Origin of the sequence: Rhodopseudomonas palustris BisB18 (assembly GCF_000013745.1) — a bacterium.
Lineage (GTDB): Bacteria > Pseudomonadota > Alphaproteobacteria > Rhizobiales > Xanthobacteraceae > Rhodopseudomonas_A > Rhodopseudomonas_A palustris_F.
Genome location: NC_007925.1, coordinates 4,262,844 through 4,286,375, shown reverse-complemented (window position 1 = coordinate 4,286,375; position 23,532 = coordinate 4,262,844). Strand labels below are relative to the sequence as shown.

Here is a 23,532-nt window from a genome sequence, read left to right as displayed (position 1 = left end):
CGTGCCGTTGGATTTTGCAGCCGGTTCCGCGCATCATATCGAACCTCGACCACAGCTGAGCGTCCGGTGACCTCCGATGTCGTGGATGGCACCGCTGAAGCTCGAGGGCACGGATTGGGTCGATGCTGCTTGCCCTGATTGTTTTGATTCCGCTGGCCGGCGCGACGCTGCCAATGCTCACAATTCGGGCTGGGCGGAACGTCTGCACGATTGTGACCGCCACGACCAGCCTTTGCGCTCTTCTGGTGCTGTTGGCGAATGGCGCTGCGGTCTACGAAGGGGAAACGATCCGCGCCGGCGCCGATTGGGTGCCGGCGATCGGCTTGTCGTTTCGGTTCTTCCTCGATGGTCTCGGCCTGTTCTTCGCCGCGCTGATCCTGACCATCGGGGTGCTGGTGATCATCTATTCCCGCTTCTATCTCGGACGCGCGGATTCGATGGGGCGGTTCTTCGCCTATCTGCTTTTGTTCCAGGCGGCGATGCTCGGTATCGTCATTAGCGACAATGTGCTGCTGCTGGTGGTGTTCTGGGAGCTCACCAGCCTGAGTTCGTTCCTGCTGATCGGCTATTGGCATCATCTACCGGAGGGGCGGCAGGGCGCGCGGATGGCGCTTGTGGTGACCGGCGGCGGCGGGCTGTTGCTGATGGCGGGCATGTTGCTGCTCGGGCAGGCCGCCGGCTCCTACGAACTGACCGAGATCCTGCAGCGCGGCGACACGGTCAAGGCATCGCCGCTCTACGTCCCGATCCTGCTCCTGGTGCTCGGCGCGGCGTTCACTAAATCGGCGCAGTTTCCTTTCCACTTCTGGCTGCCTCACGCCATGGCGGCGCCGACGCCGGTCTCGGCCTATCTGCACTCCGCCACCATGGTGAAGGCCGGCGTGTTTCTGCTGGCGCGGCTGTGGCCGGTGCTCGCCGGCACCGAGCCCTGGTTCATGATCGTCACCAGCACCGGGCTGCTGACGATGCTGGTCGGCGCCTGGATCGCGCTGTTCAAGGATGACCTCAAGGGGATCCTGGCGCATTCCACCGTCAGTCATCTCGGGCTGATGACGATGCTGCTCGGCTTCGGCACCCGCACTGCGGTGATCGCTTGCATGTTTCACATCCTCAACCATGCAACCTTCAAGGCGGCGTTGTTCATGAGCGCCGGCATCGTCGACCACGAGACCGGCACCCGCAGCATCCGCAAGCTCGGCGGGCTGCTGCGGCCGATGCCGATCAGCGCGCTGCTGGCGTTGACTGCCGCGGCTTCGATGGCCGGTGTGCCGCTGCTCAACGGTTTTCTGTCGAAGGAGATGATGCTCGAGGCGGCTGCCGATACCAGCATTCTGGGCAACGCCTGGATCGTGCCGGCGGCGGCGACGCTCGGCGCGCTCTTGTCGGTGGCCTATTCGGCGCGTTTCGCGTTTTCGACCTATCTGGGATCGCGCTGCGACGTCCTGCCGAAGACGCCGCACGATCCGCCGTTCGGCATGTGGGCGCCGGTCGCAGCCCTGGTGATACCGGTGATTGCGATCGGTTTGTGGCCGCAATTGCTGGCGGGTGCGCTGGTCGAGCGCACCGCGCAGGCGGTGGTCGGCGCCGCGACGCTTCCGTTCCAGCCGCTGGCGATCTGGCACGGCCTGACGCTGCCGCTGCTGATGAGCGGAATCGCACTCACCGGCGGTCTGGTGCTGTTGATCGCGTACACCCCGTTGGAGAAGTTGCGGGGCTTGCTGCCGAGGCCCGATGCCAAGACGATGTTCGATGCCGTGATAGCCATTGCCGCGCGGAGCGCGCGCTGGTTGATGCGTCGGCTGCATACCGAGTCGTTGCCTCGCTATCTCGGGGTGATCACACTGACCATCCTCGCGGTCGGAGGGATTGGCTTCTTCAGCGGCCGGCATGATCCGGGCGGCCGTCCGATGTTGCCGGTCAATCTGCCGGCGCTGATGGCGTGGGTCCTGCTCGTGGCGACCAGCGTCGCGGTGATGGCGTTTCATGCCCATCGCCTGCTGACCCTGATCCTGAGCAGCGTGGTGGGCTTGGTCGTGTCGCTCGCCTTCATGCAGTTCTCAGCGCCGGATTTGGCGCTGACGCAGATTTCGGTCGAGGTGGTGACGACGATCCTGTTGTTGCTGGCGCTCAATCTATTGCCGAAGCTGACCCCGTCGGAGCCGAGCCTGGCCCGGCGCATCCGCGATGGGACGATCGCCGGCTGCGGAGGGTTGGCGGCCGCCGCGATGGCCTATGTCGTGATGACGCGTGACGTCAGCTCGATTTCGGCCTTCCACTTGGCGCAGTCCAAGCCGGGCGGCGGCGGCAGCAACGTCGTTAACGTCATCCTGGTCGACTTCCGTGGCTACGACACCTTTGGCGAGATCGTGGTGCTGTGCATCGCGGCCCTGGTGATCTACGCGCTGCTGAGCAATGCGCTCGAAGGCGCCGCGGCGCGCCGGCTCGATGCGATGCGCCAACGCTACGAATCCGCCGATGCCCACCCGCTGGTACTCGTCGTGGCGGCCAGGGTGCTGCTGCCGCTGGCGATGACCGTCGGCATCTACATGTTCTTCCGCGGGCACAACCAGCCGGGAGGTGGGTTCATCGCGGGATTGGTGGTTGCCACCGCGATTATCATGCAATTCATGGCGAGCGGATATGCCTGGACCGCCGACCAGCGTCGGATCGACGGCCACCGCCTGCTCGGTGCCGGGGTGCTCATCGCGGCGGCGACCGGCATCGGCGCGCTTCTGTTCGGCCGGCCGTTCCTGACCAGCTATTTCGTCTATGTTCCGGTGCCACTGATCGGCGAAGTGGAACTGGCAACCGCCATGCTGTTCGACCTCGGCGTGTTCCTCGCGGTGGTGGGGACGGTGGTGCTGTCGTTGTCGCAGATTGCACGGGTCGAACGCCGGGCCAAACGCACCCCGGTGCCGGTTGGCCCATCCGATATTCCGTTGGTGCAGCGGCCGATAGTGCCGCCGCTGCCTATCGCCTCCTACGCCGAGAGGGATTGAATGGAGCTCCTGGTCGCCAGCGGAATCGGCGTGCTGACCATGGTCGGCATCTATCTGATCCTGCGTCGCCACAGTTTTCCGGTGGTCATCGGCACCACCTTTCTCACCTATGGGGTGAACCTGTTTCTGTTCGCGATGGGGCGGCTGGCGATCGACCAGGCGCCGATCATCGCCGGCGGGACCACGGCGTACGCCGACCCGTTGCCGCAGGCTCTGGTGCTGACCGCGATCGTGATCTCGTTTGGCATGACGGCGTTGGTGGTGGTGCTGGCGCTACGCGGATTTCTCGAGACGGGGACGGAGCGTGTGGAGAACGAGGGGACGAAATCGATGCCGCGCGACGCGCGCAAGCCGGGTGTGGAGCGCCGATGAATCACTTGGTGATCGCTCCCATCGTGCTGCCCGCGATCGTGGCGTCGTTCCTGGTGCTGGTGCTGCGGCATGATCTCGCCAGCCAGCGCATCGTATCGGTAGCGGCGACGGCGCTGTTGTTCGGTGTCGCCGTCTTGCTCTACGCATCGTCCGGCGACGGGGACCCGGCGCCGTATCAGCTCGGCGATTGGCGGGCCCCGTTCGGGATCGGGCTGGTGCTCGACCGGCTGTCAGCAACCATGCTGCTACTGACCGCGCTGCTCGCGGTCGCGGTCGTGATCTACGCCATGGCCGGCTGGGACGGTCGCGGCCAGTATTTTCATCCGTTGTTTCAGTTTCAACTGATGGGCCTGAACGGCGCGTTTCTCACTGGAGACCTGTTCAACCTGTTCGTGTTCTTCGAGATCATGCTGATCGCCTCCTATGGCTTGATGTTGCATGGCGGCGGATCGCAACGGTTGCGGGCCGGCTTCCACTATGTCGCGATCAATCTGGTCGGGTCGACGCTGTTTCTGTTCGCGGTGGGGCTGATCTATGCCGTGACCGGAACGCTCAACATGGCCGACCTGGCCAACAAGGTGGCGCAGATCGCGCCCGGCGACGAAGCGATCCTGCGCGTCGGCGCCTTGTTGCTGTTACTGGTGTTTGCGTTGAAGGCGGCGCTGGTGCCGCTACAATGGTGGCTGCCGACGGCCTATGCGGCGGCGCCGGGGCCGGTGGCGGCGCTGTTCATGATGATGACCAAGGTCGGTGCCTATTCGATCCTGCGGGTCTACACCGTGGTGTTCGGCGCCGAGGCCGGCGCGGTGGCGGATATTGCCGCCCCATGGGTGGTGCCGGCGGCGCTGGCGACGCTGGTGCTGGGCGCCGTCGGCGTGTTGGCGAGCCCGACCTTGCGCGGGATGGTCTGTTTCTCGATCGTGTGGTCGATGGGATCGCTGCTGTTGGCGCTCGGCCTGTTCGACCAAAACGGCCTGTCCGCCGGGCTCTATTATCTGCTGCACTCAACGTTGAGCGGCGCTGCGCTGTTTCTTCTCGTCGACCTCGTCAGCGCGCACCGCGGCCAAGTCGACGACCGGCTGGTTCCGACCCCGTCGCTGCCCCATGCCAACCTGTTCGCCGGCCTTTTCTTCGTGGCGGCGATTGCGATGACAGGGATGCCGCCGCTGTCGGGGTTTCTCGGCAAACTCCTGATCCTTGACGCGATCTGGGGAAGCCCCGTTGCCGTCGCGAGTTGGGTGATCCTGCTCGCCACCAGTCTGGTGGTGATCGTCGGCTTCGCGCGTGCCGGCAGTACGCTGTTCTGGAAGGTCGCCCCCCGGCCGTCGGCGTTGGCCATGCCGGCGCAATCCATTGCGATCCCCGTTGCCGTGGTGGTAGGCCTGCTGGGGATGACCGTGCTGCTTGCGCTGTTCGCCGGCCCGGTCACCCGCGAACTGGCGGCGACGGCGCGGCAGACGCTCGACACCAAGGCCTATGTCCGCGCGGTGAACCCGGCGCCGCTGGCGCTAACACGGAGTGAATCCAAGTGACGAAGGTGCTACCCCATCCGGTTTTGACGCTGGTGATCGCCGGGGTCTGGGTCGCGCTGATCAATTCGATCTCGCTGGGCGGCGTGCTGTTCGGCTTGGTGCTGGGGATCGCAATCCCGTTGTTCACCAACCCGTATTGGCCGGTGCGGCCGACCATCCAAAATCCACTCAAGATTGCCGAGTACCTGGCTGTCGTTGGCTGGGATATCGTGGTCTCCAATGTGCAGGTGGCTTACTGGGTGCTGTTCTGGCCGAGCCGCAGCTTGCAAACCCAATTCGTCGTGGTGCCGCTCGACCTTGCCTCGCCCGAAGCCATTGCCTTGCTTGCGGGAACGATCACCATGACGCCGGGCACCGTCAGCGCGGACCTGGCGGCCGACGGCAGCGCCATTCTGGTGCACTGTCTGCATACGACGGATCCCGAGGCGGTGGTGCGCCAGATCAAGACCCGCTACGAACGACGATTGAAGGAGATCTTCGCATGATCGGGACCGCGTGCCTCATCGCCCTCGTTGCGATTAGCGTTTCGGCGCTGCTCAACCTCTACCGGCTCGGCGCCGGCCCCGACGTGCTCGACCGGATTCTGTCGCTGGAAACCTTGGTGATCAATGCCATCGGGCTGGTCGTGGTGATTGGCATCTGGTTCAACACCAGCCTGTATTTCGAGGTCGCCTTGCTGCTCGTGGCTGTCGGCTTCCTTTCGACGGTGGCGTTCTGTAAATATCTGTTGCGCGGCAATGTGATCGAATAGGTCGGGCGATGGCGGGGATAGGTGAAGTTCTGGTCTCGGCGCTGATCCTGGTCGGCGCATTCTTTCTGTTCGTTGGATCGTTCGGACTGGTGAAGCTGCCGGACATCATGCGCCGGCTGCACGCGCCCACCAAGGCGACGACGCTCGGCATCGGGTCGCTGCTGATCGCTTCGATGCTCTACTTCGCTCTGGTGCAGGGTGCGCCCTCCGTGCACGAGTTGATGATCGCAGTGTTCCTGTTTCTGACCGCGCCGATCACCGCGCATATGATCGCCAAAGCCCATCTGCTGCGCAATCGCGCGCTGCAAAGGCGTGTGCCGCAGCCCCCTGGTGGGCAGAGTTGGGCAACATTGGCGCCGCGGAACGAAAACCCTCAAGCACCCCCGGCGCGGCGACCTTGAATGAAAGCGTCGAGCCGACGTCTAGTCGCAACCGCCCCGCAACTCACAAGCACGGGCTGACCGCGGGGATAACGAGGCCGGTCCAGATCGTGGCCACCAGCGCCGCCGCGGTCGATCCGATCGCAATCCTGCGGGTGAATGTTGCGGTGCTGTCGTCCGCAAGTCTGGGCAGCAGCAAGCAGTAGATCTGCAGCCCGACCAGCAACAACAGGTGGCCGATCCAGATCGCCATAAGAATCAGTCGGTTCAGGTCGAGATCCGCAACCCGGACGTCGTTCCAGCCGAACGCGCAGCCGGCCGATAGCGCAGCGTACAGCAGAACGAACGCCGAAGCCCAAATCACGAAACCGGCCACCATCAGCAACGGTGAAGCAGCACGGCGGACGCTAGGTGTCATCCGGATCACCGCATCACCTGCGGCAGCCCGTAGACGATCAGCAGCGTTGCGGCACCGATCGCTGCGGTGGAGCCGTGCCACATCGCGCCGATCCGCAGGTCGACGCTGCGGATCGGCGATACGTAGCCGGTGCGGCTTCGCCAGATCCCGAAGCTTACGAATATGAGGCCGATCGCGCTCTGCAATCCCGCATAGAGCAGAATGATGGTGTTGGCCGCAGCGTAGGCGTGCTGGGTCGGGTCGGGCAGCGACCGGACGATAGCCGCAAAGCCGAGCAGCGCGGCGATCTGGCCATGTGCCGCGACCGCCAGGGCGATTTCGCGGTTGGGCGCGCTGCTGATCACGCGGTGCGATGTGGCGATCCGGCCGGCAATGAAAGCCACCGAGAATCCGCTTACTGCCAGCAGGGTGCTCCATGGCGCCCACGCTACCAAAGCCGGTGGCGGCCAGTTCGGCGCCACCACCCACAGGAACAGAATGCCGAAGGCCAGCGAGGCGAAAGCGGTGCCGTTGGCGGCCAGCGTCAGTCCCATCGCCCATAATGACGGCGGGGACTCCGCCTCGCTGTGCAGCACCGCGCGGGCGCCAGCGCCGATCGGCAGTGCGCCATGATCGCGGCGTTCGCCGGAGACCGGGGTCCAGGCCAGCAAGGCTGCAACGGTCGCGGCAAGCGCGAGCAACGCGACGAGATAGATCTTGAACAACACCGCGAGGAAGAACACGTCCGTCACCAGCGCGGTGATCAGCGGCAGCAGGGTGCGATTGGGCAGCCGGACGATCTGTTCGACCCGCCCGGACATCACCTCGACGCCGAGGGTTTCCAGCCAGTCGTTGCGGACGAAGCCGAGATAACCGGCGCCGCGGACGAGGCTGTTGCCGAGGACCGGCCGGTCGGCGAGCGGGCTGCGCGACGACACTTGCGGCAGCGACGCGAAGTTGTAGTCCGGCGGCGGCGTCGGCATGGCCCATTCGAGCGTTCCGGCGTGCCACGGGTTGCGCGCGCTGGGCTTGCCGTGCAGCCACTGCATCAGCACGTCGACCGTGAACATGGCGAAACCGATCGCCATCACGAAGCCGCCGACAGAGGACAGCAGATTTGGCCATTCCCAGCCGGTGTCGGCGCCGTAGCTGGTGATCCGGCGCGGCATGCCGAGCAGGCCAGTCCAGTGCATGACAAGGAAAGTCAGATTGAATCCGAGGAAGATCAGCCAGAACGCCGCGACGCCCAGGCTGTGCCGCGGCACGCGTCCGGTGAAATGCGGCAGCCAGTAATACGCCGCGGCCAGCATCGGAAACACGAAGCCGCCGACCAGCACATAGTGCAGATGCGCGACCACGAAATGGGTGTCGTGGACCTGCCAGTTGAACGGCACGATCGCCAGCATCACGCCGGTGAGACCGCCGACTACGAACACCGAGAAGAAGCCGAGCAGATACAGCATCGGCAGCTTGAGCTGCGGGCGGCCGGCCGCCAGCGTGCCGATCCAGGCAAAAATCTGCACCGCGGTCGGCACCGCGACCGCGGTGCTGGCCGAGGAGAAGAACGCCAGCGCGAGGTGGGGAATCCCCACCGTGAACATGTGGTGGACCCACAGCCCAAAACTCAGGAACGCCAGCGCCACGATGCTGACCACGATCCAGCTGTAGCCGATGATCTCGCGCCGCGCGAGCACCGGCAGGATGGTCGAGACCATGCCCGCCGCCGGCAGGAAGATGATGTAGACTTCGGGATGGCCGAACAGCCAGAACAGATGTTGCCACAGCAGCGGATCGCCGCCGCGCGTCGGATCGAAGAACGGCATGTTGAAGGCGCGCTCGATCTCCAGCAGCACCGAGCCGAGGATCAGCGGCGGAAAGCCGAACAGCATCATGAAGGCGGTGACCAGCAGATACCACGCCAGCAGCGGCATCTTGTCGAGCGACATGCCGGGGGCGCGCAGCTTCAGAATCGTGGCGATGATCTCGATCGCGGCCGACAGCGCCGAAATCTCCACGAAGGTGACGCCGATCAGCCAGAGATCGGCATTGATGCCGGGGGTGTAGGTCTTCGAACTCAGCGGCGTGTACATGAACCAGCCGCCATTGGGCGCAAGCCCAAGGAACAGCCCGATCAGCAGCATCGATCCGCCGAACAGATAGCACCAATAGCCGTAGGCGCTGAGCCGCGGGAACGCCATGTCGCGCGCGCCGAGCATTTTCGGCAACAGATAGATCGCCAGTCCCTCGAACATCGGAATCGCGAACAGAAACATCATCACCGTGCCGTGCATGGTGAAGACCTGGTTGTAGATGTCCGGTCCGAGGAACGCGCTGCGCGGGGTCGCGAGCTGTGCCCGGATCAGCATCGCCAGCACGCCGCCGACGCCGAAGAACACGAAGGCGGTGACGATGAAGCGGCGGCCGACGATGTTGTGGTTCACCGCCGACAACCGCTGCCATCCACCGGGCGTGCCCCACAGTGCTTCGAGCCGCTTGTGCAGCCGGATGGCGCTGATTGCCGCGGCGGGGCGTTCGACGCGCTCGTCCATCATGGTGGGGCCTGCGGCAGCGAGCGCAGCCGATCGCGATACGCCTCTGGTGGATGGGCTTCGACGCTGAATTCCATGCGGGTGTGTTCGGCCCCGCAAAATTCCGCGCAGACGCCGCGATAGATTCCGGCCTGCGAGGCGGATAGCCGGATCCGGTTGACGTGCCCCGGAATCGCGTCGATCTTGCCGCCGAGCCGGGGAACCCAGAAGCTGTGGATCACATCGGCGCTGCTGACACGCAGGTCGATCGGCCGGCCGACGGGGATGTGCAGCGTGTTGATCGATAGGCGTGCGCCATCGGGATGCTGCGGATAGCGGAAGGTCCATTGCCACTGCCGGGCCTCGACATCGATCCGCAGCGTGTCGCTGGCGCCCGGGTGGGGCAGCAGGCGCTCGCCGGTGGACAGCGCATAGGCCAGCAGCGGAGCCAACACCAACGCCGGCAGCAGCAACCCGCCGCCGACCAGCCAGAGTTTTGGCGATCCGGCTGTGCCCGTGCTGGGCCTGACGAAGGCCCACAGCAGCAGCGCCATCACCAGAGCGAACAGCGCCGCGGCGCCGATCAGCATCACCCACCACAATTCGGCGATCGCGACTGCCGCCGGGCCGGCCGGATCGAGCGCGGACAAAGGTCCACCGCAGCCCGCCAGCAGCATCCCCGTCGCCGCGACAATGCTCGCCGTGAACCAAGCGCGACATCGGCGCATTAGGTCCCGGCGAGGTGCATCATGCCGAAGACGATTCTCGAAGAGGTCGGCGAATTCGAAACCACCTCCATCGTGGCCCTCGCTGGCCACCCGATCCATGCGATGCTGGTTTCGTTTCCCATCGCCCTGGTGATCTCGACGCTGGGCTGCGATATCTTCTACTGGTGGGGCGGCGATCCGTTCTGGGCGCGCGCCGGGCTGTGGGCGAGCGGCTTCGCGTTCTGGTTCGGCGTTGCGGCCAGTCTGGCCGGCACCGCGGAGTTGCTGCTGGTCAAGGGCATCCGCAAGCGCGCGGCAAGCTGGATCCATGCCACCGCCGGCGTCATGCTGGTCTCGGTCGCGGGCGCCAATTGGGGATTGCGGCTGGTCGATCATCTGAACGTGCTGCCGGTCGGCCTGATGGTCTCGGCGCTCGGCACGGTGTTCGTCGCCATTGCGGGCTGGCACGGCGGCAAGCTGGTGTTCGATCACGGCGTCGGCCTGATGGTGTCGACGAAGGATTGAAGCCCGCCGGGCTCGCGCATCCATTGCGGCAAAGCGGCCAGCTCGATCGGCGGTTTCGTCAGGATCAGCAAGAGGATGACGCCGATCATCGCGAGCGTCGCCACGGTCATCACCCAGCTGCGCCACGGCGCGTAGTGCCCCTCCGGTTCGAACACATTGAGGATCAGATAGCCGGCACGCATGTGAAGAATCACCAGCAGCCCGACCGCGAGCAGCTTCAGCATCATCCAGTTGGTGAACGCCTCCCGCAAAAACAGCAGGATCGTTCCTGCGACCACCGTGATGAACGCCGCGGGCGAGGTGACGGCGATGAACAACGTCCGGGTGAAGCGGTTGAGTTCGACCGCCGGCCGGGCCTCGAGCCGGCTGCGCTGGGCGAATAGGCCGGGTAGCACCAATAGCCCCGCGCACCACACTATCAGCGCCAGAATGTGGATCGACTTGAGCCACGCGATCATCGAACGGATTCATCGGCCGTGACCGGTCGACCGAGCCGGCTTGCCACCAGCGCCAGGGCCGCCGCCAGATATGGAATCGAGGCCGGCACCCACATGATCAGACCGGCCAATTGTTGATCCTGCAGCGCGCTCAATCCCCATGGCGCGGTGACGCCGAGATGGGCAGCATAGAGCGGCGCGCGGGCGAAGGTGATGACGGCGCCGAGTAGGCCCATCTGCACCACAGAGCCAAGCAGGATCGCGAGCGTCGCGCCGATCCGAGCGAAAGGCGACAGCACCGCCATCCAAAGCAACATCGCGCTGCCCAGCAGACTCAGTTCCATCGCCCAGAAAATCCGTGGATCGGCCAATGCCGCCGCATAGGGCGCGGGCGCGTGCCAGAACCAAAGCAGGATCGTATGGATGATGAACGCCGCTCCCATCGTGCGGCCGATCCAAGCCGCGCGAAGGCGGCGCGGCAGCGACAGCGCCAGCAATGGAGCGACCCCCGCCACCAGAACGACGTGATGCGCCACCCGAACTGAAAACAGCGCCGACGTCAAAGCGCAGAGCGGGGAAACCAACAGGATGACCAGCAACGCCCACCCAGTTGCGGCCAGCACGGCGCGCCGGTTTTGCCCGAGCGGCGCTTCATCACGCAGCGCCCAGATGTGCAGGAGGCCCGCTCCTCCCAAGACGGCGAGGAGCGCCGGATCGAAATTCCAGCGACTGATCAGCTCCGCCGGGAGCGGCGCAGCTCCGCAATAAGGTTCGACCATTGCACCACTCCGGACCGCAATTTCTGCAGGACCGCAACTTTTGCGCGGCGCTGCAGCAACTCTGCGATCGGCTTCTGTGCGCAACGCATAAACTCCGCACCGGATGCGCTGCACAATGGCGGCAAATGGTCACATTGGTGGTGAGCGTGCCGTCCGGCCAATAGCAGGCATCGAACCAGTTCGACCAGATCGAGGCTTCCGTCGCGCCGCCGAGCGCGATCAACCGCACCGTTCGGACGCTTGAACCAGTCTCGATACAGCTTCATGAACTGCTTGGAATCTCTTGGCATCTCCGGGCCCTGAAAGACCAAGACGAAACGCAGAATCCAATTTCGACCTCTCCACCTGGCCGATCGCTCGCTACCAGATGCCTGTGCACGTGCCGGACGACTTGGCGCAAGCGAGTATCGCCGAGTTCGATGCGCTTCTTGCGCGCAACCAGCTGGGGCCTGAAGATCGCCAAGCGCCGTTGTCATGCCAAGGCGGCGGTCGCGGTGGCGCGCAAGTTAGCGACGGTGATGCACGCGATGTGGCGCGATGGCACCTACTATCTCGGTGATCATGCCTGTCGGATGCAGAGGCGGCGAGCTGGATGAAGGAGAAACTGGCGCGGGTGAATTACGCACGAAGCTGACGATTCCGTGCAGCCAAACGTCATCAGAGACGCACCTCAATGCTGTGAGTTCCGCCCCGGCGGAAGAGGACTGCTGCCGTCCAATGGAATGCGCCGCGACGGTTCCAGTGCTGCCCCAGCGCAGCCCAACAGCCCGTCGATGAGCGCGGAAGACGGCACGGCGCAACAGAACTCTTGATCGGTGTGGACTGGCCTATTGGGCGAGCGACAGAATGGTTTTGATTAGTAACAGAAGCGGACGGCGATGACGACACGCCATCCGCTAAGACACGGTCGCGTGACCTTGGCGCCGCCGGCCGATTGGTGCCGAGCACCGGGTTGGCCGGCATGTCGAGCCCTGCTCGAATGGCCTAATTGAACATGGCCGACAGCGCGGCGCTCGCGCGGGCCGCCGTCATCCCTACCTTGACCGGTCGCAATCTTGGCAATGCGAATGGCGACATGCCGGCGCTTGATAAGGATCACTGAAACCGAATGAATCGGCTTTTAGGCGGTCAAAAGATGCCGCTCCATTTCCGAATGGGTTCTGGGGCGGTGCTTCTGTTTTGCGTGCTGCGGCATTGATCGGCAATCTTGAGGAGCGTGTCGGCGGCCTGAAGCGCAGCTTCAGCGCGGTCGTCAGCGGGGTCTTTGCCATCAACCACAAGGCCGAGCGCGCGCCGATCATGAGGGCGACTATGGCGGCCTCTCGGCGCAGCGCTGAGCTGGGGCGAGTGCGGAACACATGCCCCGCGCAAGCGTTGGCTTGTATCGGGGAGAGTCATGATTGAGCTTGGCAATCAGTCGATTTCGGTTTTGGTCGAAATTGCGCGGAGTGCGGGACTGGACCTCAGTCCGGCGCAGCGATCGAGGCTCGAACCGTTGCTGGCCGAAGGCCTGATCGCAGTGGCAGGGAGTGATCGAATTGAGACTGATCAAGTCGAGACGGATCAAACCATGAATACGCGCTACGCCGTGACTCCGAAGGGACAACAGATGCTCGACGCCCGCGGGATCGGCGCGAATGAATCGTGAATGACAATTTGGAATAACAATTTGGAATGACTGTTGGGCCATCGATGTCGGCATCGCCGGCCTAGGAGAACAACGAGGTGGTGGACCGCAGTTCGGTTCGCCGTGCAAATCAACCGAGGACGAACGCGTTCGCGCGACAACCTGACGCGTTGGCGAGCGCGTTGCGGATCCACACCTGCGAAGCAGCTGATGAGTGATCGATCAATAATCGATCAATGATCGATCAATAACGATGGGAGAAACCGTGAGCCAGGACCATAAGGCTGAACTCGATCGCCACATGGCCTGGTTTGAAGGCAAATTGCCGCGGCGGGCCGCCGCGGGTGTAGCTTGGCTGCGCAAGCCATCGTCGCGATTGGTGCGGATTCCAGTTGCGGGCGCGCTTGCAGTCGGCGGCGTGTTCAGCTTTCTACCGGTGTTGGGACTCTGGATGCTGCCGCTCGGACTGATCCTGATCGCGCAGGATGTTCCGATCCTGCAAGGGCCGATGGCCAAGGGCCTCGGTTGGGTCGAACAGAAGTGGATGGCGCGGCGCGCCCGGACGCTGCGCTAACGACGCCGCAACTACTTGCCGCTGTGACTCAAAAGACAACATGTCGGAAATTAGCTGCGAGCCTGGCGCTTTGCCTGTAATTTTAACTTTCACGAATCAGCGCGGTGATTCACTTTCGCTTTCCAAGGTCAATCTCGGGAGGCCAATGTATGAACGTCATCGTTTTCGCATCGCGTAAAGGTGGTTCGGGGAAGAGTACCCTGGCTGCGCATCTTGCCGCTCATGTTCACAAAGCCACCAAGCCCTGTCTGCTGATCGATGCTGATCCGCAGGGGTCGCTCACGCTTTGGCATAAGCTGCGGGGCACCAACGAACCGCCGCTGAAAGCCGCCACCCGCTCGGTCGGCGAACTGGTCGCCGCGGCGAAGCGCGAGGGCATCGAATGGGTGTTCATCGACACCCCGCCGAATATGGCCCCTGTGGTCGACGACGCCATTCGCAACGCCACCCTGGTGATCATCCCGGCGCGGCCCGGTGTGTTCGACGTCAACGCCGTGCAGGAGACCATCCTGTCGTGCCGCGCCGCGCGCAAGCCCTATGCCGTGGTGATCAATGGTGCACCGGCCCGCCGTGACGACGTCGAAAGCCGGATCGTGACGCTGGCCCGCGAAGCGCTCGGCAAGTTCCGCGCGCCGGTGTGGACCGGCCAGATCACCAACCGCGCCGATCTGTTGCTGGCGTTGGGGCACGGCGAAGGCGCCAAGGAATATTCCGCCGATGGCCGCGCCTCCTCCGAGATCGGCCGGCTCTGGGCTGCGATCGAGCGTTCGATCAAGGCGATCCGCGGCGCGGGAACCAGCAACGGGACCATGCACAAGAACGCGGCATAAAAGTCACCAAGGCAATTATCGTCGGGACGAGAGTCCCGCCGCCATCTCCGTCCCAGCACCGCTTCAGAGATCCCTGAGGCGGCGTTTGTGTATGTGCAGCTCTGTCGATAGAGCGCCACGCCAGTAGGACGGCACCAAAAAAAACCGGGCCCAACGGAGCCCGGCAAGGTCATGGCCATCTGAGGCCGACACAATCACCTTCAAGAGGGATTACTGACGTTTCGCGTCGCTGGAGGAGGGGGACACATGCGCGGCGCGAAGCTTCAGCGTAGAATGATTATGATCCGCGTTGAGCCCGGCCGGCAACCGCGGGGCTCGCATGTCAGTCATGCAGCGCCGGCGGCGGGCGGCCATCGTTTCAGGACGGCCAGCGCTGCGCCTTGCTGACGACGAAGTCGCGGAACACTTGGACCCTCGCCACCGATTTCAGCTCTTCGGGGTAAACGAAATAAGTGTCGAGCTGGATGGAGTCCTGCTCGCCGAACAGCTGCACCAGCCGGTTGTTTTCTTCGACCAGATAGTCCGGCAGCGCGGCGATGCCGAGCCCCTGCTGGCAGGCGCGGATCACGCCGAGAATGTTGTTGACCTTGAAGTAGGGCTCGCGCGGGCCGGCGCCGTTGCGTCCGGCGTCGATCAGCCAGTTGCGGTTCTGCAGATAGGGCGGAACCTGGGTGTCGCCGAGGATGATCAGCCGGTGATTGTCCAATTCTTCCAAGGTGCGCGGCGTGCCGAAATGCTTGATGTATTCCGGCGCGCAATAGGCATGGAAGCCGATCGAGAACAGCTTACGCTGGATCAGGTCGGGCTGGGTCGGCTTGCGGGTGCGGATCGCGACGTCGGCTTCGCGCATCGACAGGTCGAGTTCTTCGTCGGTGACGATCAGCGAGATGCGGATCTCCGGATACAGCGCGGTGAATTCGCCGAGCCGCGGCACCAGCCAGTGGATGCCGAGACCGGGCGTGGTGGTGACCTTGAGATCGCCGCTCGGCCGCTCGCGGCTGTCGGTGAGCTTGGCGCGCGCCGCCTGCAGCTGCATGAACACGTCATGCGCGGTGCGAAACAACAGGTCGCCCTGTTCGGTGAGGATCAGGCCGCGGGCGTGGCGGTGAAACAGCGACACCGACAATTCCTGCTCCAGCGCGCTGACCTGCCGCGAGACCGCGGATTGCGACAGCCCAAGCTGCTCGCCGGCGTGCGTGAAGCTTCCCGCTTCCGCCGCAGCGTGAAAAACCTTGAGCTTATCCCAGTCCATATCGGTGAATCCGTCGTGATTTCGAGCCATGATTATTCCGCCGCTACCCGTTCGCTGGCGCTCGCTGCGAGGAAGCGCTCGGCCTCCAAAGCGGCCATGCAGCCAAGCCCTGCGGCGGTGACCGCTTGGCGATAGGTTTCGTCGGCGACGTCGCCGGCGGCAAACAGCCCGGGCACCGAAGTGGCGGTCGAATTCGGTGCCACCTCGACATAGCCCGACGGCTTCAGTCGGATCTTGCCTTTGACCAGTTCGGTCGCCGGCGCATGACCGATGGCGATGAACACGCCGTCGGCGGCGCACTCGGTCAAAGCGCCGGTCTTGACGTTCTTCAGTCGGACATGGGTAACCTTGGTGGGGCTCTCGTCGCCGCAGATCTCATCCACCGCGACGTCCCACACCACCTCGATCTTGGGGTTCTTGAACAATCGCTCCTGCAGGATGCGCTCGGCGCGGAAATGATCGCGGCGATGCACCAGGGTGACCTTGGTGGCGAAATTGGTCAGGAACAACGCCTCCTCGACCGCGGTGTTGCCGCCGCCGACCACCACCACTTGTTTGCCGCGATAGAAGAAGCCGTCGCAGGTGGCGCAGGCCGAGACGCCAAACCCCTTGAATTTCTCTTCCGAAGGAATCCCGAGCCAGCGCGCCTGCGCGCCGGTCGCCAGAATCACCGTCTCAGCCAGATAGACGTCGCCGGAGTCGCAGCTTAGCCGAAACGGCCGTTGCGACAGGTCGAGGTCGGTGACCAGGTCGGTGACGATTCTGGTGCCGACATGGGTCGCCTGCTTCTCCATCTGCTCCATCAGCCACGGCCCCTGGATCACGTCGGCGAAGCCCGGGTAATTCTCGACGTCGGTGGTGATGGTGAGCTGGCCGCCCGGTTGCATGCCCTGCAGCAGAATAGGCTCCAGCATCGCGCGAGCGGCGTAGATCGCAGCGGTATAACCAGCCGGTCCCGATCCAATAATTACAACTTTGGCGTGAACAGGGTCGGCCATGGATCATTGATCCCTTTCGTCAGGGAGATGCGGTGCAAGCAGAAGGGCTGAGCAGGGCATCGCTTAAACAGCGGAACTATCTAGTCGCAACTCTAAGTCATCTGGTGAGCTATGCAAGATTTGCAATCCATATCGGCAAATTTTCCCCTAACTTTGCTTTTATGCACCGGTCGCGAAATAAAATTACGCAAAGCAGCGGCACTGCGCTAAAACTGTTGCCGATTTACCCCCCCTCGCGGGCGACCGGGAATGCAAGCGCGTGTCCAAGAACCTTGATGAAATCGATCTGAAGATCCTCGGCGAGATCCAGGCCGATGGCCGAATAACCAATGTCGAACTGGCCAAGCGAGTCGGCATTTCGCCGCCGCCTTGCCTGCGGCGGGTGCGGACCCTGGAAGAGGAAGGTTACATCCAGGGTTATCGCGGCCTGCTGGATCCCGGGCGGCTCGGCTTCGACGTCACGGTGTTTGCCTCGGTGCATCTGGCGAGCCAGGCCGAAGCCGATTTGCGCGGCTTCGAGGAATTCGTCCGCAATCAGCCGTTAGTGCGAGAATGCTGGATGTTGTCCGGCGAAGTCGATTTCATTTTGAAATGCGTCGCGCCCGACATGGCGACGTTCCAGCATTTCGTCGCGCATCTCACCGCCGCGCCGCACGTGCGGAACGTACGGACCTCGCTAGTGCTGCGCAATTCGAAATACGCCGCCGCGGTGCCGCTGGAATTGAAGGTGAGCTAGAATTGACGCTGCGCTAACTCACGGCGAGATTTCGCATTCGGGGCGCGTCACTCCCAGGCCGTCATTCCGGGGCGCGAGAGCGCAAGCTCGAGCGAACCCGGAATCTCGCAACGCGCGCGCACACCGCTCCCCGCGGCAAGATTCCGGGTTCGCTCGCCCAAAGGGCTCGCGCCCCGGAATGACGCGCTGATTGTGCTGAGCCGGCGAAGAGCGCGCGAGAGTCGCTCAGCAAAAAGGACCGCATCGCTGCGGCCCTTTTCAGTCAATTCAATTCGGCATGGTTGGCGCTCAGCGCCACTCGACCTTGGTGATCTCGTAGGCCTTGGCGCCGCCGGGGGCGACGACCTCGACGGAAGCGCCTTTCTTCTTGCCGATCAGCGCCCGCGCCAGCGGCGAGGTGATCGAGATGCGGCCCTTCTTGGCGTCGGCTTCCGGCTCGCCGACGATCTGCCACACCGCTTTCTTCTCGGTGTCCTCGTCGATCAAGGTGACGGTGGCGCCGAACTTGATGGTGTCGCCGGAGAGTTTGCTGATGTCGATGATGTCGGCGCGCGCCAGCTTGTCCTCGAGCTCCGCGATGCGGCCCTCGTTGTGCGACTGCTCTTCCTTGGCGGCGTGGTACTCGGCATTTTCCGAAAGGTCGCCATGCGAGCGCGCCTCGGCGATGTGCTCGATGATTCGCGGACGATCCACCGACTGGCGCTGCTTCAATTCGACTTCGAGGGCGGCATAACCGCCCGCGGTCATTGGTACCTTTTCGATCATCGATCTTCGTCCTTCAACGTGTTCGTCACGTGGCACGAGATGTGGCTCACACGAAACGGTTATCGGTCTGGTGACCTGGTCCGGCCTGCGCATCTCACCGCGATGTAGGGGTGACCGCAAGCGTCGAAGCAGAACATTCCCACGGCTGGCGGGTTCCCGTCCTGCCGGCTCATTCGCCTATCAGTGGCTGGGCCTTCTGGCCCGGCACGTGATCAGGTGTCGGAAAAGTAACTCTGCAGGGTACGGACCTCAAGGTCCCCACCAAGGTAGGCCCGGATGCCCTGCGCGGCGGCGACCGCGCCCGAAAGAGTGGTGTAATACGGAACTTTATGCAAGAGGGCAGCGCGACGCAGCGACCGGCTGTCGGCCAACGCCTGCGGGCCTTCGGTGGTGTTGAACACCAGCTGGATCTCGCCATTGGTGATGGCGTCGACGATATGCGGCCGGCCCTCCAACACCTTGTTGACCTTTTCCGCGGGGACGCCGTGGTCGGCGAGGAAGCGCTGGGTGCCGGAGGTCGCCAGCACCTTGAAGCCGAGCGAGCACAACAGCTTCACGGCGTCGAGAATCCGGGTCTTGTCGCCCTCGCGCACCGAGACGAACACGGTGCCCTTGCGCGGCACGCGGGTGCCGCCGCCGAGCTGGCTCTTGGCGAAGGCGATTTCGAACGAGCGGTCGATCCCCATGACCTCGCCGGTGGAGCGCATCTCCGGGCCGAGCACGGTGTCGACGCCGGGGAAGCGGGCGAACGGGAACACCGATTCCTTGACGCCGACATGGTCGAGCTTGCGCTTGGCGAGCTTGAAATCGACCAGCTTTTCGCCGGCCATCAGCCGCGCGGCGATCTTGGCGACCGGAATGCCCACCACTTTGGCGACGAACGGCACGGTGCGCGACGCCCGCGGGTTGACCTCGAGCACGTAGATGTCGCCGTCCTTGATGGCGAATTGCACGTTCATCAGCCCGACGACGTCGAGGCCGAGCGCCATGTCGCGGGTCTGCCGCTCCAGTTCGGCGATCATCGGGGCGTCGAGCGAATGCGGCGGCAGCGAGCAGGCCGAGTCGCCGGAGTGAATGCCGGCCTCCTCGATGTGCTCCATGATGCCGACGATGAAAGTATCCTTGCCGTCGCACAGGCAGTCGACGTCGATCTCGATGGCGTCGGACAGATAGCGGTCGAACAACAAGGGATTGGTGCCGAGCACGGTGTTGATCTGCCCGGTCTTATCGTTCGGATAGCGGGCTTTGACGTCGGCGGGCACCAGTTCGGGCAGGGTGCCGAGCAGGTAATCGCCGAGCTGGGATTCCTCGCGGATGATCTGCATGGCGCGGCCGCCGAGCACATAGGACGGGCGCACCACCAGCGGCAGGCCGAGTTCGGCGGCGACCAGGCGCGCCTGCTCGACCGAATAGGCGATGCCGTTCTTCGGCTGCTTCAGCTTCAACTTGTCGAGCACGCGCTTGAAGCGGTCGCGGTCTTCGGCCAGATCGATGGCGTCCGGCGAAGTGCCGAGGATCGGCACGTCGGCGGCTTCCAACGCCCGCGCCAGCTTCAGCGGGGTCTGGCCGCCGAACTGCACGATGACGCCGTGCAGCGTGCCGTTGCGCTTCTCGGTGTCGATGATCTCCAGCACGTCCTCGGCGGTCAACGGCTCGAAATACAGCCGGTCCGCGGTGTCGTAGTCGGTCGACACGGTTTCCGGGTTGCAGTTGATCATGATCGATTCATAGCCGGCGTCGTGCAGCGCGAAGCAGGCGTGGCAGCAGCAGTAATCGAACTCGATGCCTTGGCCGATGCGGTTCGGACCGCCGCCGAGGATGATCACCTTCTTCTTGTCGGACGGCGCGCTTTCGTCGGCGGGGGGGCCGGCGAACGGCGACTCGTAGGTCGAATACATATAGGCGGTGGGCGAGGCGAATTCCGCCGCGCAGGTGTCGATCCGCTTGAACACCGGACGGACGCCGAGCGCGTGGCGCTGGGCTTTGACGTCGGCTTCGGTGGTCTTGGCCAGCACCGCGAGCCTTGCGTCGGAGAAGCCCATCGCCTTCAGCGTGCGCATGCCGAAGGCGTTGCCGGGCAGGCCGCTGGCCTTGACCTTGGCTTCCATCTCGACGATGCCGCGCAATTCCGACAGGAACCAGGGATCGATCTTGCAGGAAGTGAAGATCTCCTCGTCGGTCCAGCCGAGCCGCATCGCCTGCGCGACCTGCAGCAGCCGGTCGGGGGTCGGCGTGCCGAGCGCGGCGCGGATCGCGTTCTTGTCGTCGCTGCGGCCCAATCCTTCGATCTCGATCTCGTCGAGCCCGGTGAGGCCGGTTTCCAGCCCGCGCAGCGCCTTCTGCAAGCTTTCCTGGAAGGTGCGACCGATCGCCATCACTTCGCCGACCGACTTCATCGAGGTGGTCAAGGTGTGGCTGGCGCCGGGGAATTTCTCGAACGCAAAGCGCGGAATCTTGGTGACCACGTAGTCGATGGTCGGCTCGAACGACGCCGGCGTGGCGCCGCCGGTGATGTCGTTGGCGATCTCATCGAGCGTGTAGCCGACCGCCAGCTTGGCGGCGACCTTGGCGATCGGAAAGCCGGTGGCCTTCGAGGCCAGCGCCGAGGAGCGCGACACCCGCGGATTCATTTCGATCACGACCATGCGGCCGTCGGCCGGATTGACGCCGAACTGCACGTTGGAGCCGCCGGTCTCGACGCCGATCTCGCGCAGCACCGCCAATGAGGCGTCGCGCATGATCTGATACTCTTTATCCGTCAGCGTCAGCGCGGGGGCCACCGTGATCGAATCGCCGGTGTGCACGCCCATCGGGTCGAGGTTCTCGATCGAGCAGACGATGATGCAGTTGTCGTTCTTGTCGCGCACCACCTCCATCTCGTACTCTTTCCAGCCGAGCACGGATTCTTCGATCAAGACTTCGTTGGTCGGCGAGGCGTCGAGCCCGCGCTCGATGATGTCGAGGAATTCTTCCTTGTTGTAGGCGATGCCGCCGCCGGTGCCGCCCATGGTGAACGACGGCCGGATGATCGCCGGCAGGCCGATCTCGGACAACGCCATCAGGGCCGAACCGAGCGCCTGTTCCTGGTAGCGCTTGCGGCGATCGCTTTCGCCGAGCACCCATTGCCGTTCGAAGGCGACCAGCTCCTCGCCGGACAGTTTGGCGCGGTCTTCGAGATATTTCTCGCGATAGGCCTTCTTCAAAGCGGTGGCGTTGGCGAGCCGCGACTTCGGCGTCTCCAGCCCGATCTTGGTCATCGCCTCGCGGAACAGCTGGCGGTCCTCGGCCTTGTCGATGGCGTCGGCGGTGGCGCCGATCATCTCGACGTCGAATTTCTCCAGCGTGCCCTGCTTGCGCAGGCTCAGCGCGCAGTTCAGCGCGGTCTGCCCGCCCATCGTCGGCAACAGCGCGAAGCCGCCGGGAATGACGTGGCGTTCCTTCTCGATGATCTTGGCGACGATCTCCGGGGTGATCGGCTCGATGTAGGTCGCGTCCGCCAATTCCGGGTCGGTCATGATGGTGGCCGGATTGGAATTGACCAGGACGATGCGGTAGCCCTCGTCCTTCAGCGTCTTCACCGCCTGGGTGCCGGAATAGTCGAATTCGCAGGCCTGGCCGATCACGATCGGGCCGGCGCCGATGATGAGAATCGTCGATATATCAGTACGTTTTGGCATTCGGTCTCGCTAGCGCGACGGGCGGAAATCCGGGCACAAAAAAAGGGCGCGCGGTCGCGCGTCCCTTGACTGTCAGGCGCCAGGCTTCCCTTGCGCGCGGGCTGTCTTTAGACCAGATTCCGAGGCCGGGAAAGACCTATAAGGTGCCCCTCAACCGGCAATTTGGCACCGTCTTCCTTGCCTCGGCCGATCCGTAGACGGAAGCTGCTGCCCGAGCGCGGCTGGAGGCCCGGCCTGGACTTGAACCAGGATAAGGAGCGTTGCACGGCTCCTGCGTTGATCTTCCGCCACCGGGCCGCCGATATCCATACTCCTCACGGCGGCGTGATCCAAGTTTCCTCTGGGTTAACCCTAAGTCGTGATGCGGGCGCCGCACGCCATGCTTGGGGAGCCGGGCTTCGGCCGCATCACGGAGTTGTGTGGCGTTGGCCGTAACAAGCCCGGCGGCGCTGCGTATCTTGGAGGTCTCGGCGCTGCTCTGCCGACTGAAGCTCAAGGAAGGACTCCCGATGCGGTCTCCATTCACCCGATTGATGTTGGGCGCGGCCGCCGGCGCGGTGGCGCTGTGGTCGTTCGGTTTCGCGCAAGCCTCCGAGGATGCGGTGGTGATTCCGCCGCCCGCCGTGGATGTGCCGTCTTCCGACGGGGTGCAGACTGCGGTGATCGCCGGCGGCTGCTTCTGGGGCGTGCAGGGGGTGTTTCAGCACACCGCCGGTGTGCTCAACGCGGTCTCCGGCTATGCCGGCGGCGCCAAATTGACCGCGAACTACACCGCGGTGTCGAGCGGCATGACCGGACACGCCGAGGCCGTCGAGATCAAATATGATCCGAAGCAGATCAGCTACGGCCAGATCTTGCAGATCTTCTTCTCGGTGGCGCACGATCCGACCCAGCTCAACCGCCAGGGCCCGGATAGCGGCACGCAATATCGGTCGGCGATCTTCACCGCCAACGACGAGCAGAAGAAGGTTGCCGAGGCCTATATCGCCCAGCTCGGTGCCGCCAAGCTGTTCAAGAAGCCGATCGTCACCACGGTCGGCGCGCTCGACGGCTTCTATGCCGCCGAAGCCTATCATCAAGACTATCTGACGCTGCACCCCAACCAGCCCTATATTGCGTTCAACGATCTGCCCAAGGTCGAGAACCTGAAGAAGCTGTTCGCGCAGCGCTATATCGAGAAGCCGACGCTGGTGCGGAACGCCAAGGTCACCAACTGATCGGCCGACAACAGGAGGATCGATGTCAGAGACCACCACCAAGTCAGCCAAGGTCGTCAAGCCGGATGCCGAGTGGCGCAAGCAGCTCACGCCGATGCAATACGCAGTGTTGCGCGAGAAGGCGACCGAGCGGCCGTTCTCCGGCGACTACGAGCACGACAACACCAAGGGCACCTATGTCTGCGCCGGCTGCGGCCAGACGCTGTTCGAGTCGGATGCCAAATTCGACTCCGGCTGCGGTTGGCCGAGCTTCACCGCGCCGGCTGCGCCCGATCACGTCGACGAGGAGCGCGACGTCAGCCACGGCATGGTCCGCACCGAAGTGTTGTGCTCGCAGTGCAGCGGCCACCTCGGCCATGTGTTCGAAGACGGCCCGGGGCCGAATGGCTTGCGTTACTGCATCAATTCAGCAGCCTTGAAGTTGCAGCCGAAGTAACCTGCAACTGCAT

Annotated in this window: 22 protein-coding genes, 1 tRNA gene and 1 pseudogene; 14 read left to right on the top strand and 10 right to left on the bottom strand. The window is 64.0% G+C overall.

Annotated elements, in window-relative coordinates; all coding sequences use genetic code 11:
• Window positions 1–122 precede the first annotated feature (122 nt).
• Genes RPC_RS19315 through RPC_RS19290 form a run of 6 tightly spaced genes read left to right on the top strand, consistent with a single transcriptional unit; the run spans window position 123 to window position 6,055 of the window.
• The gene (locus tag RPC_RS19315; protein ID WP_011474272.1) at window positions 123–2,999 is read left to right on the top strand and encodes a monovalent cation/H+ antiporter subunit A; all 2,877 of its coding nucleotides are present in this window, start codon (window positions 123–125) and stop codon (window positions 2,997–2,999) included.
• On the top strand, window positions 3,000–3,371 hold the full coding sequence (locus RPC_RS19310) for a Na(+)/H(+) antiporter subunit C (protein ID WP_011474271.1): 372 nt from the start codon (window positions 3,000–3,002) through the stop codon (window positions 3,369–3,371).
• Window positions 3,368–4,903, top strand: a complete 1,536-nt coding sequence (locus RPC_RS19305; RefSeq protein ID WP_011474270.1) for a monovalent cation/H+ antiporter subunit D — start codon at window positions 3,368–3,370, stop codon at window positions 4,901–4,903. The genes RPC_RS19310 and RPC_RS19305 overlap by 4 nt, the downstream gene beginning before the upstream one ends.
• Window positions 4,900–5,388 (top strand): Na+/H+ antiporter subunit E, encoded by a 489-nt coding sequence (locus tag RPC_RS19300; protein ID WP_011474269.1) that lies wholly within the window; start codon window positions 4,900–4,902, stop codon window positions 5,386–5,388. Before RPC_RS19305 ends, RPC_RS19300 begins: the two co-directional genes overlap by 4 nt.
• Window positions 5,385–5,654, top strand: a complete 270-nt coding sequence (locus RPC_RS19295; RefSeq protein ID WP_011474268.1) for a K+/H+ antiporter subunit F — start codon at window positions 5,385–5,387, stop codon at window positions 5,652–5,654. Before RPC_RS19300 ends, RPC_RS19295 begins: the two co-directional genes overlap by 4 nt.
• 8 nt (window positions 5,655–5,662) lie before the next feature.
• Window positions 5,663–6,055, top strand: coding sequence for a Na+/H+ antiporter subunit G (locus tag RPC_RS19290; RefSeq protein ID WP_011474267.1), 393 nt, complete (start codon window positions 5,663–5,665; stop codon window positions 6,053–6,055).
• A 43-nt stretch (window positions 6,056–6,098) separates the two neighbouring features.
• On the opposite strand, the gene RPC_RS19285 is transcribed toward RPC_RS19290, so the two are convergent.
• From RPC_RS19285 to coxB, 3 genes are read right to left on the bottom strand one after another with little or no spacing between them, the layout of a single operon-like run.
• On the bottom strand, window positions 6,099–6,413 hold the full coding sequence (locus RPC_RS19285; RefSeq protein ID WP_415914849.1) for a hypothetical protein: 315 nt from the start codon (window positions 6,411–6,413) through the stop codon (window positions 6,099–6,101).
• Window positions 6,414–6,457: 44 nt separating this feature from the next.
• On the bottom strand, window positions 6,458–8,983 hold the full coding sequence (gene ctaD, locus RPC_RS19280) for a cytochrome c oxidase subunit I (protein ID WP_080507362.1): 2,526 nt from the start codon (window positions 8,981–8,983) through the stop codon (window positions 6,458–6,460).
• The gene (gene coxB, locus RPC_RS19275; protein WP_415914747.1) at window positions 8,980–9,636 is read right to left on the bottom strand and encodes a cytochrome c oxidase subunit II; all 657 of its coding nucleotides are present in this window, start codon (window positions 9,634–9,636) and stop codon (window positions 8,980–8,982) included. Before coxB ends, ctaD begins: the two co-directional genes overlap by 4 nt.
• Before the next feature lie 72 nt (window positions 9,637–9,708).
• Here coxB and RPC_RS19270 point away from each other — a divergent pair, with 72 nt between their 5' ends.
• The gene (locus tag RPC_RS19270; RefSeq protein WP_011474263.1) at window positions 9,709–10,191 is read left to right on the top strand and encodes a DUF2231 domain-containing protein; all 483 of its coding nucleotides are present in this window, start codon (window positions 9,709–9,711) and stop codon (window positions 10,189–10,191) included.
• On the opposite strand, the gene RPC_RS19265 is transcribed toward RPC_RS19270, so the two are convergent.
• A complete protein-coding gene (locus RPC_RS19265; protein ID WP_011474262.1) occupies window positions 10,155–10,649 on the bottom strand; it encodes a CopD family protein in 495 nt (164 codons plus the stop codon). The genes RPC_RS19270 and RPC_RS19265 overlap by 37 nt on opposite strands.
• A complete protein-coding gene (locus RPC_RS19260) occupies window positions 10,646–11,407 on the bottom strand; it encodes a cytochrome c oxidase assembly protein (protein ID WP_011474261.1) in 762 nt (253 codons plus the stop codon). Before RPC_RS19260 ends, RPC_RS19265 begins: the two co-directional genes overlap by 4 nt.
• Before the next feature lie 440 nt (window positions 11,408–11,847).
• Between RPC_RS19260 and RPC_RS26340 the strand changes: the two are divergent.
• The 4 genes and pseudogenes from RPC_RS26340 to RPC_RS19240 all read left to right on the top strand — a co-directional run.
• Window positions 11,848–12,003 (top strand): annotated as a pseudogene (locus RPC_RS26340) (IS110 family transposase); the annotation flags it as partial.
• Between the two features lie 800 nt (window positions 12,004–12,803).
• Window positions 12,804–13,055, top strand: coding sequence for a hypothetical protein (locus RPC_RS19250; RefSeq protein ID WP_011474258.1), 252 nt, complete (start codon window positions 12,804–12,806; stop codon window positions 13,053–13,055).
• A 232-nt stretch (window positions 13,056–13,287) separates the two neighbouring features.
• Window positions 13,288–13,608 (top strand): hypothetical protein, encoded by a 321-nt coding sequence (locus RPC_RS19245; RefSeq protein WP_011474257.1) that lies wholly within the window; start codon window positions 13,288–13,290, stop codon window positions 13,606–13,608.
• A 149-nt stretch (window positions 13,609–13,757) separates the two neighbouring features.
• Window positions 13,758–14,438 carry an AAA family ATPase gene (locus RPC_RS19240; protein WP_011474256.1) on the top strand — a complete coding sequence of 227 codons (681 nt, stop codon included), beginning with the start codon at window positions 13,758–13,760 and terminating at the stop codon, window positions 14,436–14,438.
• Between the two features lie 358 nt (window positions 14,439–14,796).
• On the opposite strand, the gene RPC_RS19235 is transcribed toward RPC_RS19240, so the two are convergent.
• Complete coding sequence (locus tag RPC_RS19235; RefSeq protein WP_011474255.1) at window positions 14,797–15,720, bottom strand: LysR family transcriptional regulator; 924 nt, start codon at window positions 15,718–15,720, stop codon at window positions 14,797–14,799.
• Between the two features lie 2 nt (window positions 15,721–15,722).
• Window positions 15,723–16,688: a thioredoxin-disulfide reductase gene (gene trxB, locus RPC_RS19230; protein ID WP_011474254.1), complete on the bottom strand. Its 966-nt coding sequence runs from the start codon at window positions 16,686–16,688 to the stop codon at window positions 15,723–15,725.
• Window positions 16,689–16,947: 259 nt separating this feature from the next.
• Between trxB and RPC_RS19225 the strand changes: the two genes are divergently transcribed.
• Window positions 16,948–17,424, top strand: coding sequence for an Lrp/AsnC family transcriptional regulator (locus RPC_RS19225; RefSeq protein WP_011474253.1), 477 nt, complete (start codon window positions 16,948–16,950; stop codon window positions 17,422–17,424).
• A gap of 288 nt (window positions 17,425–17,712) precedes the next feature.
• Here the strand turns inward: RPC_RS19225 and greA are convergent, their stop codons facing one another.
• From greA to RPC_RS19210, 3 genes are all read right to left on the bottom strand, one after another.
• Window positions 17,713–18,189, bottom strand: coding sequence for a transcription elongation factor GreA (greA, locus tag RPC_RS19220; protein WP_011474252.1), 477 nt, complete (start codon window positions 18,187–18,189; stop codon window positions 17,713–17,715).
• A gap of 212 nt (window positions 18,190–18,401) precedes the next feature.
• On the bottom strand, window positions 18,402–21,866 hold the full coding sequence (gene carB / locus RPC_RS19215; protein ID WP_011474251.1) for a carbamoyl-phosphate synthase large subunit: 3,465 nt from the start codon (window positions 21,864–21,866) through the stop codon (window positions 18,402–18,404).
• Between the two features lie 222 nt (window positions 21,867–22,088).
• Window positions 22,089–22,163: transfer RNA gene (locus RPC_RS19210), tRNA-OTHER, on the bottom strand.
• Window positions 22,164–22,375: 212 nt separating this feature from the next.
• Between RPC_RS19210 and msrA the strand changes: the two genes are divergently transcribed.
• Window positions 22,376–23,083, top strand: a complete 708-nt coding sequence (msrA, locus tag RPC_RS19205; RefSeq protein ID WP_011474250.1) for a peptide-methionine (S)-S-oxide reductase MsrA — start codon at window positions 22,376–22,378, stop codon at window positions 23,081–23,083.
• A 22-nt stretch (window positions 23,084–23,105) separates the two neighbouring features.
• Window positions 23,106–23,519 carry a peptide-methionine (R)-S-oxide reductase MsrB gene (gene msrB, locus RPC_RS19200; protein ID WP_011474249.1) on the top strand — a complete coding sequence of 138 codons (414 nt, stop codon included), beginning with the start codon at window positions 23,106–23,108 and terminating at the stop codon, window positions 23,517–23,519.
• The last annotated feature ends 13 nt before the right edge of the window (window positions 23,520–23,532 follow it).